13 protein-coding genes are annotated in these 13,091 nt (G+C 55.0%); 10 read left to right on the plus strand and 3 right to left on the minus strand.

The features are described 5' to 3' along the window. The first annotated feature begins 175 nt into the window (after positions 1 to 175). Positions 176 to 976, plus strand: coding sequence for a transporter substrate-binding domain-containing protein (locus AC1DNK_RS23285; protein WP_477943544.1), 801 nt, complete (start codon positions 176 to 178; stop codon positions 974 to 976). 523 nt (positions 977 to 1,499) lie between these two features. On the opposite strand, the gene AC1DNK_RS23290 is transcribed toward AC1DNK_RS23285, so the two are convergent. Continuing rightward, positions 1,500 to 2,375, minus strand: a complete 876-nt coding sequence (locus tag AC1DNK_RS23290) for an adenylate/guanylate cyclase domain-containing protein (RefSeq protein ID WP_477943545.1) — start codon at positions 2,373 to 2,375, stop codon at positions 1,500 to 1,502. 107 nt (positions 2,376 to 2,482) lie between these two features. On the opposite strand from AC1DNK_RS23290, the gene AC1DNK_RS23295 reads away from it, so the two are divergent. The 3 genes from AC1DNK_RS23295 to AC1DNK_RS23305 all read left to right on the plus strand — a co-directional run bounded on the left by AC1DNK_RS23295 (position 2,483) and on the right by AC1DNK_RS23305 (position 4,670). Continuing rightward, complete coding sequence (locus AC1DNK_RS23295) at positions 2,483 to 2,872, plus strand: ribbon-helix-helix domain-containing protein (protein WP_477943546.1); 390 nt, start codon at positions 2,483 to 2,485, stop codon at positions 2,870 to 2,872. Between the two features lie 38 nt (positions 2,873 to 2,910). Next, entirely contained in the window at positions 2,911 to 3,216 is a 306-nt protein-coding gene (locus AC1DNK_RS23300; protein WP_477943547.1) for a hypothetical protein, read from the plus strand. Between the two features lie 116 nt (positions 3,217 to 3,332). Beyond that, on the plus strand, positions 3,333 to 4,670 hold the full coding sequence (locus AC1DNK_RS23305) for a hypothetical protein (RefSeq protein ID WP_477943548.1): 1,338 nt from the start codon (positions 3,333 to 3,335) through the stop codon (positions 4,668 to 4,670). Between the two features lie 22 nt (positions 4,671 to 4,692). Here AC1DNK_RS23305 and AC1DNK_RS23310 read toward each other — a convergent pair whose 3' ends face one another. Together AC1DNK_RS23310 and AC1DNK_RS23315 are read right to left on the minus strand one after the other, a co-directional pair. Next, complete coding sequence (locus tag AC1DNK_RS23310; protein ID WP_477943549.1) at positions 4,693 to 5,478, minus strand: class I SAM-dependent methyltransferase; 786 nt, start codon at positions 5,476 to 5,478, stop codon at positions 4,693 to 4,695. 605 nt (positions 5,479 to 6,083) lie between these two features. Then, on the minus strand, positions 6,084 to 7,289 hold the full coding sequence (locus tag AC1DNK_RS23315) for a hypothetical protein (protein ID WP_477943550.1): 1,206 nt from the start codon (positions 7,287 to 7,289) through the stop codon (positions 6,084 to 6,086). A gap of 747 nt (positions 7,290 to 8,036) precedes the next feature. Here AC1DNK_RS23315 and AC1DNK_RS23320 point away from each other — a divergent pair. From AC1DNK_RS23320 to AC1DNK_RS23345, 6 genes are all read left to right on the plus strand, one after another. Continuing rightward, positions 8,037 to 8,774: a CDP-diacylglycerol diphosphatase gene (locus tag AC1DNK_RS23320; RefSeq protein ID WP_477943551.1), complete on the plus strand. Its 738-nt coding sequence runs from the start codon at positions 8,037 to 8,039 to the stop codon at positions 8,772 to 8,774. An 837-nt stretch (positions 8,775 to 9,611) separates the two neighbouring features. Then, positions 9,612 to 10,268: a hypothetical protein gene (locus AC1DNK_RS23325; protein ID WP_477943552.1), complete on the plus strand. Its 657-nt coding sequence runs from the start codon at positions 9,612 to 9,614 to the stop codon at positions 10,266 to 10,268. Positions 10,269 to 10,812: 544 nt separating this feature from the next. Continuing rightward, positions 10,813 to 11,469 carry a hypothetical protein gene (locus AC1DNK_RS23330; protein ID WP_477943553.1) on the plus strand — a complete coding sequence of 219 codons (657 nt, stop codon included), beginning with the start codon at positions 10,813 to 10,815 and terminating at the stop codon, positions 11,467 to 11,469. Positions 11,470 to 11,738: 269 nt separating this feature from the next. Further along, entirely contained in the window at positions 11,739 to 12,197 is a 459-nt protein-coding gene (locus tag AC1DNK_RS23335) for a hypothetical protein (RefSeq protein WP_477943554.1), read from the plus strand. 106 nt (positions 12,198 to 12,303) lie between these two features. After that, the gene (locus tag AC1DNK_RS23340; protein WP_477943555.1) at positions 12,304 to 12,930 is read left to right on the plus strand and encodes an O-methyltransferase; all 627 of its coding nucleotides are present in this window, start codon (positions 12,304 to 12,306) and stop codon (positions 12,928 to 12,930) included. A gap of 49 nt (positions 12,931 to 12,979) precedes the next feature. Next, positions 12,980 to 13,091: transposase (locus AC1DNK_RS23345; protein WP_477943575.1), on the plus strand; the 112-nt coding region annotated here is incomplete at its 3' end.

Here is a 13,091-nt window from a genome sequence, read left to right on the forward strand (position 1 = left end):
CAGACAAAGAGCTTCTCTCCCGGGGCGCCTTCAATTCTGGCGCGCATTCATTACGAAAAGCTTGTCAAGGATGCGCAAATTTAGTGCTTGGAAAGGGTAAGCATCTTAAATCTTTGATGGTTTGATTGGCATCATCAAACAGCCTGATAGGCGCAACGAACGGTGGGGTCGCAACATGCCAGAAATGACGATGTTCATTACGCGAAGGATGCTGGTTTTGGGTTCGGTGATGGCCCTTGCCGCAGGGGCGCCGTTTCCGTCGCTGGCAGCCGAAGATGATACCGTCCGTGTGGCGGTGGAAGGGGGATTTCCACCATTCAACTACCTAGACTCCGAGAACCAGCTCCAGGGATTTGACGTCGATGTCGCCAAAGCCGTGTGTGAGGCGGCAGCGCTCAAATGCGAATTTGTGATCCAGGAGTGGACAGGCATGATCCCCAACCTGCTCGCAAACAAGTATGATGCCATCGTTTCGTCGATGTCCATGAGCGCCGAGAGACGTGAGAAAGTGGCGTTCTCGGCAAAATATTACGACAGCCCATCCGTGTTCATTGTGCGCAAAGGTTCCGACATTGCAGGCACGTCGCCCAATGACCTCAAGGACAAGAAACTTGGCGTCACTGCAGCAACGGCGCAGGAGGCATACGCGAAAAAATACTATCCCAATGTATCGACGGCCGTGGTTCGGGCATCGCCCGACCTTTACAAGGAACTGGCTGAAGGAAGTGTCGATATCATTTTTGAAGACAAGCTTGCGGTCTACGACTGGCTGACCAACACCAAGGCCGGAAGCTGCTGCGAGTTCAAGGGCGAGGACATCAAGAATGCTGAGTATTTCGGTGACGGAGCGGGGATAGCCGTGCGTCCCGATGACAAGGATTTGCTCGGAAAACTGAATGGCGCCCTTGAGAAAATCCAGTCGAGCGATGTCTACGATACGATCAATGCGAAGTATTTTCCCTTCAGCATCAGGTAGACGCGATCCGGACTGACCAGCACCGTACGTTGTCAATGGTGGATCGCGCCAGAAAATAGCCTCATATACCGTCAATCACACTTTCGCCAAGTATAAAGGCACCTGGTTGGCGATGTGCGGGATGGATAAGGCCTATAGCCTCGCCCGTATCCTGAACGCCGACGCCTGAATAAACGGCCCGCAGAAGATGTGACGGGACTTTGGGCCGGCTATCCCGAAATCTAACGATACCGGCTCGTCGTTCGATAAACTATTTACCAACCATCCTGATGCGTCTTGGCGGACACTGATGGACGAAGGGCTCGCGGCGTTAGCACAGTGGGCCCTTCTTGTCGTTTGGCAAATGTTAACCGCGCTCCGGAATTTTGGGTTGCATGGGACGCCCGCCACTAAACCTCGTCAGGATGCACGCCAACCTCCAGCCGGAGGATCTGCTGCGCATTGACGCGATCGTAGGGCCGCACGGCCGGTCCAAGTTCATCCGTTATGCTATCGTATGCAGCTCGACCAGATCGCGCCCACATCACCGGTTCCTCGAACCCCCATCTATAGTTGGGGGCGATGACGCACTAGGTCCGAAAAGCGTTCCAAATGTCTCGGCAAATGAGAGTTTGTCGAAGTCTGGCGTTTCGTGTGGACTCGGCATTGAGAAGCCAATTCTTTCCATAGCCTTCATTGCTTCATTGGCTTTTTGCTGGATTGCAACCGGCTTGGGCGGGGCAACGTTCAGGTAGTCAGCTCCGGTTTCCACATACTGAAAGATATTGATTTTTTGCCCGGCCTTAATCGACACGTCTTTGAACTGAAAAAACTTTTCATCCATTGCTGGATCGTTCACGACGTCTATTAGACCGCGATAAGCGTCTTCGGTAAAAATGATCTGACTACGCTCCGCTAAATTCATGACACGGGCAGCGAGGTTAATGACTGTTCCAGCCACATTGTAGTTATCGTTGACGTCGCGATATATGATCCCTTTCCCCTCAGACACGCCAACGGCGAGGTTGAAGTTCGCATGACAGTTGCACCACCCCTGTTCTCCAAACTTCGCACAATGTGAAGCGCTGTTCGCGGCGTGAACCTCTTTAAGGATTTGCTTTGCGAAGAACAGATGAACGTCATGCATTCCCTCGAACGGAAAACAGACTGCAGCACCATCTCCTGAAGGGATAAGTATCAAGTCGGACCGAAAGTTTACGCCATTGTCCTCACAATACTGGATATAGTTTTTTGCAGTTTCAGAGCGCGCCTTCTCTAAGCTTTTCATGAGCGCGTCGATCACTTGAGCTTGGGTCTGCGACCGACGCTGCGAGTAAGCTACGACATCGACAAAGACAATCTTCAGATTCGTCGACCTGTTCTTGGTGTCGATAATGCTGTCAATCAATTTCGAACTCATGCAATTCGGCCTCCATTTGGAGGGAATCCATAGTACAAGCATTTTCTTCCGGCAACCCTAGCTCGCAATTCTGAAATATTTAACCAGCCACCTGCAATTATAAACATATGGGACGCCCGCCACTAAACCTCGTCAGGATGCACGCCAACCTCCAGCCGGAGGATCTGCTGCGCATTGACGCGATCGTAGGGCCTCACGGCCGGTCCAAGTTCATCCGTGATGCCATCCGCATGCAGCTCGACCAGATCGCGCCAGGCGACGAGAAGGCAGGCGAGCCCTACTTCGAGGATGACGGCCTGCACGAGCCGCGCCTATCGGCGTCTGGTCGCGCCACCGTCTTCCGCGTTCTGCGCAAGAAGCGCCGCAGTCTCGATGAGCTGCAGCGCGCCTTTGGCTTCGATGATCCGATCGATTTCCTGCATGCCCTGTTCGGCTTCAAGCCTCTCCCAAACCGTGCTGCCAGCGTCGTCGTTGCCGAGCTGTTGTCCAAGGGCTAACGTGGTCTGAGAGCAGCAGTTACCGGGAAGATTACATTATGACGGAAGAGATTTCCAACGCATTGCAAAAGGCCGCTGCGGAGTGCAGAGCCGTCGCCGGCATGCCCATTACTGACGTGGGGCACTACCCGAACTCAACCGAGACTGAAGAGCACAAGGATCGGGTCACGGAGATATGTGACGAGCTGGCCTCCCTTGCACAGCAAGCCCTCAAAAGGCGAGTGTCCCTCTCGGAATATGACGCCTTGAGACATAAGCTCGCTGCTTTGGGTTCTCATCCAGCCGGTGAGACCTTCCGAAAGATCCAACAGGCATTCGTGAAGCAGGGACCGCCGTACTCATAAACGGCCCCTTTTGATGATGGGGCGGTGGGGTGTTGACCTTAACGCTATTGAACGACAATCCTGGACTTGGCGTTCGAAAAGTAAGATGGTGCCGGGCGCCAAAATCCGGAGATCTTATGAGCCTCACATTTTCGCTGATCATCGAAATATTGATGCTGTTAGAGATCACCCGCCGCTTTCGCTTTGTAACGGCAGTCCATCTGGTAATTCTCTATGTGATCTGTAGCCAGATCGCCTTCTTCTTCGGGAATGTCTTGATCGATGATCCCGGCCCGGAGAGCCGCCTCACCTACCTCTTCAATCAAAATCTTGGTATCTGGACCTACTTCCTGATTGCGGTCATCGCATATTCATCAAGTGTTCTCCTCGCTCCGGCCGAAACCGTTTCGACCAGGCAGGTCGTTAAACAACTCGCCGGTGCAGCATCACGGTTCGTCCCCTACGTAGCAGGGGGTTGCGCGCTGTTCGTTTTCTTTCAGCTGTCGGTCATCGACTACAGCAGCATGATGTTCCATGCTTGGTACGGCGCGGCGCCGCCGAGGTTCGATTCTTCAGCCCTTAGCGCAGCTTTTAAACTCTACTCGCTATTTGCGATCTTGTCGGCCGCATCATTGCCGCTCGCATGGCGATCCGGATCTAGGTTAAATGCTTTCGTCCTTACGGTGACCACGTCTTGGCTTTTCCTCTACTCCCTATCGAGCGCGTCGCGCGGCGCAGCTGTCATGATTTTTGCGTTCGCTGCAGCTTGGCTTGCAACCACAAACCGGAACCACATTCCTAAACTTGCTGCCAGCGTCGTGGTACTTCTCCTCGTAATGCAAAGCGCGCTGACAAGCCGAGGCCTTGGCGAGTTTGGACTTTCGTCACTACCCCACATGATTGGGAACGCCTTCGATCTGTCGGGCACCCAATTGCGATACGTCATCGTGAACCTCTTCCAAGGAATTTTCACCACGACAGACGGCTTGACGGTCTCAGCGAATTTCAATCCCATCTATTCTTGGCTTTCATTTTCTCCGCTCCCCTCGGGCATTGATGGCTTTGACAAGGTGCTCAGAAACTCGGAAATCCGCCTGGGGCTTTACGTGCCAATGAGTGCGATCGCAGAAGCCTACAACTTCGGCCCGATATTCCTGGTCATTGCGATCTTCACGCTTTGGCTATCGCTGCGGTCGACGCTGATCTCCCTGTCAAAAGGGTACGCGGCTGTTTCATTGTTCACATCGCTGATGCTTTTTGCGTTCTTCGTGCAAGCCAACGCATACCCGATGCGCAATACCTACCGTCCATTTCTAGCGGTAATCGCGATCAACTTTTTGGTCATGTTCTTCTTCAGAAAAAATAATTCCGCGGGGCCATTACGAAATGTTCAACGCAAGACAGATCGATCAACGAAACCCAACGTTCTCGCGGTTCAGCAGACTATGACCCAACTCCCGCCAATTCGTTGGTAACGTGCAATCTTCCAGGATACAGCTAAACTGTAGGCTTTTTCTGTGCGAAGACCATCAAGGCTGATCTCATAGAAGGCGGCGTTAGCCAGAACATCAGCCTCGCTGCCCTCCAGAGTGTGATGTTGTTCCCAAAGTATGCCGGTTCGGCATCATGGGTGTAGGTCACGAGGTTCCAACGATCAGCCGGAAAGGCGGACCTTATCTGTGTCACCGTGTTCATGCGGTAAAACGTTGGAAACACGTCCTGTGATTTTCGATTTGGCTGCGCTCGCTTCAGGACTGTGGAATGAAGAGCGTCAGGCAACAGGCGAGACGCAATGCTGATATACCCGTTTTTATTAGGGGTCCTTGCACAAAACCATCCCCCCGGCTTCAAGACCCTGAAAACCTCGGCCTGAAATTGAGATGGATGCTCGATGTGCTCCAACACCCAGTCGGCAAACGCGAGGTCGATCACCTGGTCGTTCAGCGGCAGCGTCCCCGCTGTGATGACGTGCGCCTCGTCCAGCGAAGGATTGCTGAGCACGGCGTCGTCAACGTCTAACCCGATCACCTTCGCGCAGCGGCCGCGGAAGTTCATCATTTTAGTACGGAAGAGATGACTTTGCTCCACATGAGCGTAGCCTCTGCCTGCTCCTATATCGGCTACAACATCTCCCGGGTTCACGAGGGCACTAACCCTCTGGAAGAACTCAACCGTTCCATCGACGCGACTGTAGCCGCCGACCGACACTTCGGGATATAACTTCTCCAATGCACTGATGCTAGATTTCACGACCTCAACCCTCCTTGGAAGTATGAGGAACAACTTGCTGCTCGCGGCAACTATATGTCAAGAGTGTCCGAAGTGGAGACCCGCAATTGACACTGCGTTACTAACCACGCCCTGTATACTTTTCTCGATAGCGACCAAATGAACCCTGCAGAACAAGCCAACTTCTACCTTGACGTCCTGATTTGGTCGGTAATCGTGGGTGGGGTTTTCGCAGGGCTGATCGGAGGCGCCCTAGACGCAATGAAGGCGGGACATCCTAAGCGCGTCTACAAAAAGGTGCCGCGAGGAGTGTTACGGGTATTGGCCGCTGTCGACTATTTGCTCTGCAGGACTAGGTAGACGACGCCCATCGAGCTAACGAGCCACATCCCGAACCAAGGAGCTAGAGGGTATCCAGCTTCGTAGGACGTTACCCTCAAAATGGTGGAGTCAAACATCAGCGAGCCGATAACGAGCCCGGATGCGAAACACGTGACGATCGCCGACCCCCAAGCTATGGGCGTGAGGAACGGGTATCTCTTTCGCAGAAACAGAAGGCCGAAGATTACAACGAAGGCTACAAAGCCGATTATCATGATGATCCCGCAAAACCCTACCCAACCGACACATTAGCATTCACGGGATCATCAACTCAACAGTCATGCCGCCATAGCCGCGAGCGCATCCATCGTTTGGTCGGCGTACCAAGCGCCTGCAGACCGGCAACCCGCGTCGTTTAGGTGAGAGGTATCGAACATAAGCGGATGGCCCGTGGTGGCACCGGACGCCACGAAGCAACCGCCTACAGCCCCTACAACCGGCTTGAACTGCACCAGCTTGTCAGATGAGAACTGGTCGAAAGCAGCCTTCACCGCCGCCTCGTTGTCGACCAGAGCAAGCGTTCCGCCCGTCCCTCCGTTCACCGGGGCAACACCAAAACCAATGATCGGAAGGACCGGATAGCGGGATCGCAGCAAGGCTATTGCAGCGGCGCAACGCGTCGTGATGTTCGAAGCTGAAGCGTTCTTGTCGTTGATGCTGCCCATCAAGAAGATCGGCCCTGTCGGCACTCCATTAAGCGCTTCGTCGCCATTCTGGATGCGCTGCAGGAAGTTGTAAGCGGTCGGGCTGGACTGGTCCCAGCCTGTGCCACCGGAGCCGCTATTCATGTGGCCTTCGAACCCGAGACGATCTGCCATATGGGCGAATGGCCCATCGCCTAGCGCCGTTGCGGCAGAACCTTGCACCCAGCTATCGCCTATGATCACCGAGCGAAATTCCGGATCCGGGAGTTTTCCAACCGTCTCGTTGGCGCCGACATAAACACCCGTGAAGGTGCAGCCCGGCTGGCCTTCGAGGATGATCTCTCGACGAGCTCGCCCGCCGATCGACGAGAAGTCCAGCGTGATATATTCCGTTCCGCTGGTATTGAGGGTCGCCGTTCCCGTCAGATCGACATACTGTCCATCGACGATGAACCGATACTTCGCGGTAGTGGCGGCACCTGTCAGACGAAACGTCACCTTCGCCGCGTCGGCAGAGAAGCCGATACGCCACCAGTTGACCTGACCGCCTGCCCCGTCACCAAGGTTGCCACCGGATGTCCAGATGATAGCCGACTTGAGTTTGGAGCCGGATGCGTACCACTGTCCGCCCGTCTCGCGGAATAGTCCAGCCGGGAAGGCGCTGCGGTTAAAGGCCGTAGTCTGACCCGCTGGGGCCGTTGTCCCGTCCGGAGTAATGGTCGGCGGCGAAGACATGACGCCGCGTGAGCGGATATTACTCTGCTTGGCACGACGAGCGGACGCTAAGGCGCGGCGAACGATATCATATTTCGACTGTACTGCGACACGGGTATCGACCATTTATGCAGCCTCCACGAGGTAGTAGCCGTCCTGATCGATCAGGTACGCGCCGTCGTTATCAATGAGGAAAACAAAGCCTACGGGCGGGACTAGCCCCCCACCGCCCTGTTCTGGGGAGCTCAGGAAGGAAATGAGCTTTTGCTCTGGTGAAAAGCCAGCTGGTGGCTGCTGCGCGCAAAGCCATCAGGCCCCAGGTCCAATTTTAGCGCTGTCATCCCAGGCAGGCTCTAAAACATGAGTTGCCGCACACAGATTTGTTGAGAATTCGGAATGTCGAATCGCGCCGAGACCGGTGACGCGGATCTATGGATTTCGTCGAGGGTACACCGCTTGACGCATCAAGGGGCGCGGGGAGGCCAATGATTGCCGTATTGTTATGCAAGCGAACCCACGCAGGTACCTCGTGTTCGACGCGCCATCTGCCACCATGTACGGTTTCCGGCAATCCCGGCCCCAGTGCCTCCAATATCCCTGCACCTGTCCGGGACTGATTCTGAGGCCGCTGCTGTTAAGTCGATGAGACAATTGTTGGCCGTGCAGCTTGAGTTTTGTTGCTTCTCTCCGGCCAATGCGGGTCTCGGTCTTTCGTCGAGCGCCAGGTCATTGGCCGTGGCGAGGGACTTTTGCTGATGCCTCCGGACAATTTGGCAACGATGACTTCCAGCCTCAACTCCGGCTGGCTACATTTTTCCAAAAGGGAAACCCTGCTTATTGACCGCCGACTGTGATTTCTTATTGTGCTGCGCGATGAAACGTTTCTTCTCAATCTTTATCAGCTGCGCCCTCACGGCGTCTGCTGTACTCGCAATTGACAGCCGGTCCGCTTTGACGACAGTCCTGAAAACCTGCGAAATCAGCTTCAAACTCTCCGGCGGCGCATTCCCCTGTCTGAAAGTATCTGAGGGGGAAGATCCGCTCTTGTCATATGCCGTACTCCGCGAGCCGATGGCCAGCCAGCGGACGATATTTTCGCCGCTTGCCGAGATACCGGGCATCGAGGATCCGCGCCTGTTGGCGCCCGGTGCACCAAACTTTTTTTCCATGGCGTGGAGCGAGCGGTCGTTGGCCGTGCCTGAGGGCAGAGATCAATGGGACGGTGTTGCCCTCGCGATAAATGCTGCGGTCAACCGTACCCAGGATCATCTCCACATCCACATGGGGTGCCTTGCGCCGAAGTTCACCGCGGCGCTAGCGAAGACAAAGGTCAGCTCCATTGAATTTCGCCGGCTCGGTATCAAGCTCGAACGGCAGATCTATTGGGCTCGTTTTGTGCCTGCCGACGATCTGTCTGGCATCAACCCGTTTAAACTCGTTGCTGACCAGGTGTTCCTAGCGAAAAGGTTCATGGGTGGCGTCACGATTGGGGTGATCGGCGGCGAACGCGACGGTCAACGGGGATTTTTCATATTGGCGAATGCGATGGGGCCAAAGTCAGGTCACGATGCGTCTGCAGAAAGCCTGATCGATCCGTCATGCGGACGCTGACGGTTCATCGGGCATCCGAGGATAGATTGAGCCAGCCTTGCAACCCCAAGAACGTCGTTCATGGTGTGGAGCTTCACGGGAAAGAAGCGCTGGATAGAAGTCCGCGGGAAATACTGGCCGTCACTAGCGGCAGTATTATCTTATAAAGCGCCGGATAATATAAGTCATTTCTCTAAAATTATACTATTTTATTTTCGATACTAATTTATGTTATCCATGGTTTACAGTAAATATTCTCCGGATCTCTGTGTCGCTCGTGCGGTATGAAATTTACGTTGAGTATACGTGGGGGGAGAATGTCGTAAGTCTATTTTTAAGTACGCCATCATCGTCGCAGCTGTGGTCCTGTCCGGACCCGCAATGGCCGGTACGGGCAATCCGCCCAGCCACAGTTTCGATCAAGCGACGTCGAACGGAACATTCAGGTAAGCCGATCCGTCACTTTCCAAGCTTACCGATGGCATCACCGGGGACACAGGGTGGGCGGATAGTGGAGGCGTCGAATGGGCGGGATGGACCAACACGCCCACGGTCAACATCGATTTCCGGTTCTCCAGCTTCGTCCAGGTGCGTCCTAGGATGGTCGCCTGAAATACTGGGCACGACTGCATTTTAGAGGCCGTGCCGCGCGTTAGGCGACGCCTCGCGTCTCGTAAGACTACGCAAAGAAAGCGATATAAGATGACATAATGAAATCAAATGGGCAGCTTGACGCCAGGAATAACCCAGTAATAGTCTGGCGCAGATTAACTTTCTTTGCTGCTTATAGTTGACGCATGATTAAGATTCAGCGCTTTGTCGCTCGCGGTGATGTTTTTTTCTAATGGGAGTTTTAACGTGAAGAAATCGCTAGCTGCCCTCCTCTTGGGCGCGACGCTTGCGTTTGCGACATCTGCGAGCGCCACAATGACGACCGATCGCGATGAATTCGAAGACGCTGCTTCGAATTACTCGGTTACGTCCAACTACGGCACCAACCTTTCGACGCCCGGTGCGGTAACGCTCGGCGGCGTCAGCGCCTCGTCGTCCAATCCACTTCAGGTCCTCCAGATCGGCAACGGTTGGAACACAGGCTCCTGGATCCAGAAATACTCTGGTCAAGTTCTGTTTTCGCAGTACGCGCAATCGATCACGCTGACCTTTGACAAGATGGTGACCGGCTTCAGCTTCCTAGCTGAGGCAAACCTCTATGGGACGAGCTCCGTCACCCTGAGCGCTGGCGGCGAAACGTTGACGCAGGACGTCCTGACGAAGAGTGACAAGGGCGGCGCTGCCTACTTTGCCTGGTTCGGTGATGCCATCAGCTCGCTGACGATCAGCACGAGCGACAGCTTGGGCTTTGCCTTCGGCAAGATCGCTGTTGCGACGAACGGCCAAGCTGTTCCCACGGCGGTGCCTGGTCCGGAAGCCGGTGCCGGCCTTGGCGCGTTGGTACTTGGCGGCATGGCTTTCTGGATGAAGCGCCGCCGCAAGGAGGATGTCCTGGCCGCCTGAGCCAGCTATCCCGCGCAACAATGACGGCCCCGGAAACGGGGCCTTTTCTTTTGCAGCGATGGGGCGCCTATCGGCCAATCGACCTACCGGCCTGGGCTCGACACCTTCCATGAGCCTCCGGCGATCGAAGTCGACTGGAGAAGGATCGTACCATCCCGTTCAGGCGCGTGACGACCACCAGCGTCGTCTAGGAACAGTGGGAGCGAGGTTCCCCCTTGAGCCATGGAATTCACAAGAACGACCGTGATTTCGAAAAACCGTACTGAGCGCACGCAAAGCAAGGGCTCGGCGGCGCGAATGGTCGGCGTATTTTCAGATCACGCAATTGCCGGATCACTCACCACCGGTTGACGTCAAAAGCAGAATTCCCGTCTGGAAGACAAGATAAAAAGATGGTCCTGCGCTCAAAAATTCCGTCAATACTGACCATATCTCAGTTAATCATTTAGACGTACATGAGTTGACAGCCATTACTGCAATGTAGTTCTCTTTTATTTGTGCGGGGATTTAAAGTCACGTCGAGTATGCGTGGGGGGAGAATATTGTGAAGTCGAGTTTAAAATACGCCATCGTCGTCGCGGCCGCGGCTTTCTCCGGTCCGGCGATGGCTGAAACGCTCAATCCGGACAGCTATAGTTTTGACCAGCCGACGACGAACGGAACATACGATTATTCTGATCCATCGTTTTCGAAGCTGACCGACGGTATCACCGGGAACGCCGGATGGGCCCATAGCGGAGGCATCGAGTGGGCCGGTTGGTACAACAAGCCGACGGTCAATATCGACTTCCTCTTCGACAGCTTCGTGCAGGTCGCCTCGATAACCTTCTACACGGCCCAGAACAGCCTCAGCGATGTGGTCTTCCCCTCTCTACAGGTTTTCTCATCGACGGACGGCATCGAATGGGTTCTGCAAAAGACCCTGACCATACCCGCCGACGGTGCCAACAACACGTTCCATGAAGACGGCGGCCCTGCTTCAAGCTTTCTTATCGACGGTCTGAATTTCGTGTCGCAATACGTACGCGTCGCGGCTCTGGCAAACGGTTCCTGGACCTTCGCGAGCGAAGTGACTTTCGAGGGATCTGCAGTTGCAGTACCAGGCCCTGAAGCGGGAGCCGGGCTGGGGGCCGTGGCCCTCGGCGGCATCGCTCTCTGGGCAGCGAGGCGCCGGCGCCTGAATGTTGGACTCACTGGCTGATCGCTCGATCTGTGATGATTTCAGAAGGCTCCCGCTGCGGAGCCTCTTTTTTATGCGGGCTCCCCGCTGCACCTGGTGACTAAGCGGCCGAAAATCCCGCTGCGGCGGATCGGGTGTTGGTTTCGGACATCCGTCGCTACCGCTGCGCCAATGGGACATGATAACTGGAGCCTCTCACCCTCTTCACGCATCGCTGTATTGATCTCATTACGCTTTCTTATCCTGTATGCCAGCATCCTGTCGTTGAACAACCGGGGATCGCAGAGACTATGACGGCAAACATCCGAGACATTCTGGGCTACTGGCGAGCGTCGCTGGCGGATGGTGCGCTCGGCGAAGGCAAATTCACTCAAGCTGACCGAAAGCGTTTCCTCGAAATCCCGGCAGCTGCCCTCAAGACCGGAATTCTGCCGAAACAGTTGTTGGACCAGGTATTCCGGGACCAGGCGTCGGTAAGGACAGTGGCCATCCGGTTCTGGCCTCTGGTGACGGCGCGCAAGTCATCGCATGGGGTAGCAAGGACCGGCGGCCTGCCGGACATCGTCGCGCCCGTCGTGACCGAGGCGACAATCGATCGAGACGGACGGATAACCCCGATGCGCAATGCGCTTGCGCGGGACCTCTTGACGCCGCTGCCATCAGGCGAGTTTGCCATAGGCTCCGTCGTGCACATCCACGCAATGCCAACCAACAAGACAACAATTTGGAGCCGACCGCTAGGGGTCTGATAGAAGTGCTTTGATCATATTCCCTCGAGTAGCCCAAATGGGGGTTTCAACACGTCCTTTTCGATTGCCAATCTGGCTCATGTCGTAACCGAGGAAGGATGATGGCATGGTCCGACGTCTGCTTTGGAAGATATGGAAGGCCGATAACGAACGGATATCTCGCTTTCATGACGGCGAAGGAGGGCTGATAACTCCAATGGACCTTTTGCAGCTTCCTAGGCGGATATTAGAAAGCCTGGATGCGAAACGCGGAAAGTTTGCGGACGAACCCTGGTGGCCGCCGAAGGCCACGGTAGCGATACGCTCATTGATCGAGCCCAATTGGTCTGTGATGGAATTTGGGTCTGGAATGTCAACACTCTGGCTTGCCCCGAAAGTGGCGCAAATTGTAAGTGTCGAACATAATCGCGATTGGGCAGACCGTACCCGCAAAAGCCTCGATGCAGTAGCTGTGTGCAATGCGTCTTTGTTAATTCGCGACGAAGAAACCCACCTGTACGACCTTCCCGACGAAAGTTTCGATCTCATAATCGTTGACGCGATACGAAGGGCCGACTGTGTTCGATGGGCTCTCAAACACACCAAACCCGGCGGATACATTTACTTGGATAACGCCGACATCGACAAGGATCGCCGTCAGGAAGGCGTCAAGAACCTTGCCCGCTCCCTGATGCGCGATGCTGAAAAATCTGGCCTTGAGAGCTGGCTCGGGAAATCTGCACAGCGGGGATAAGTGGAAATTCTGCCTGACTTCGGCTTAGATGCCAGGAACAGGAGATACCATGACGAGACGACCGCGCCGGAACCATAGCCCGGCTTTCAAGGCAAAAGTGGCGCTCGCCGCCATTCGAGGCGAGCAGACGCTGGTGGAACTGTCCCAGCAGTTTGACGTGC

The organism is Rhizobium sp. 01N424 (assembly GCF_056399485.1).

Excerpts from the sequence above, each read along its gene's own strand:
- AC1DNK_RS23285 (WP_477943544.1), top strand. The coding sequence starts at position 176 with ATGCCAGAAATGACGATGTTCATTACGCGAAGGATGCTGGTTTTGGGT.
- AC1DNK_RS23290 (WP_477943545.1), bottom strand. The coding sequence starts at position 2,375 with ATGAGTTCGAAATTGATTGACAGCATTATCGACACCAAGAACAGGTCG.
- AC1DNK_RS23295 (WP_477943546.1), top strand. The coding sequence starts at position 2,483 with ATGGGACGCCCGCCACTAAACCTCGTCAGGATGCACGCCAACCTCCAG.
- AC1DNK_RS23300 (WP_477943547.1), top strand. The coding sequence starts at position 2,911 with ATGACGGAAGAGATTTCCAACGCATTGCAAAAGGCCGCTGCGGAGTGC.
- AC1DNK_RS23305 (WP_477943548.1), top strand. The coding sequence starts at position 3,333 with ATGAGCCTCACATTTTCGCTGATCATCGAAATATTGATGCTGTTAGAG.
- AC1DNK_RS23315 (WP_477943550.1), bottom strand. The coding sequence starts at position 7,289 with ATGGTCGATACCCGTGTCGCAGTACAGTCGAAATATGATATCGTTCGC.
- AC1DNK_RS23320 (WP_477943551.1), top strand. The coding sequence starts at position 8,037 with ATGAAACGTTTCTTCTCAATCTTTATCAGCTGCGCCCTCACGGCGTCT.
- AC1DNK_RS23335 (WP_477943554.1), top strand. The coding sequence starts at position 11,739 with ATGACGGCAAACATCCGAGACATTCTGGGCTACTGGCGAGCGTCGCTG.
- AC1DNK_RS23340 (WP_477943555.1), top strand. The coding sequence starts at position 12,304 with ATGGTCCGACGTCTGCTTTGGAAGATATGGAAGGCCGATAACGAACGG.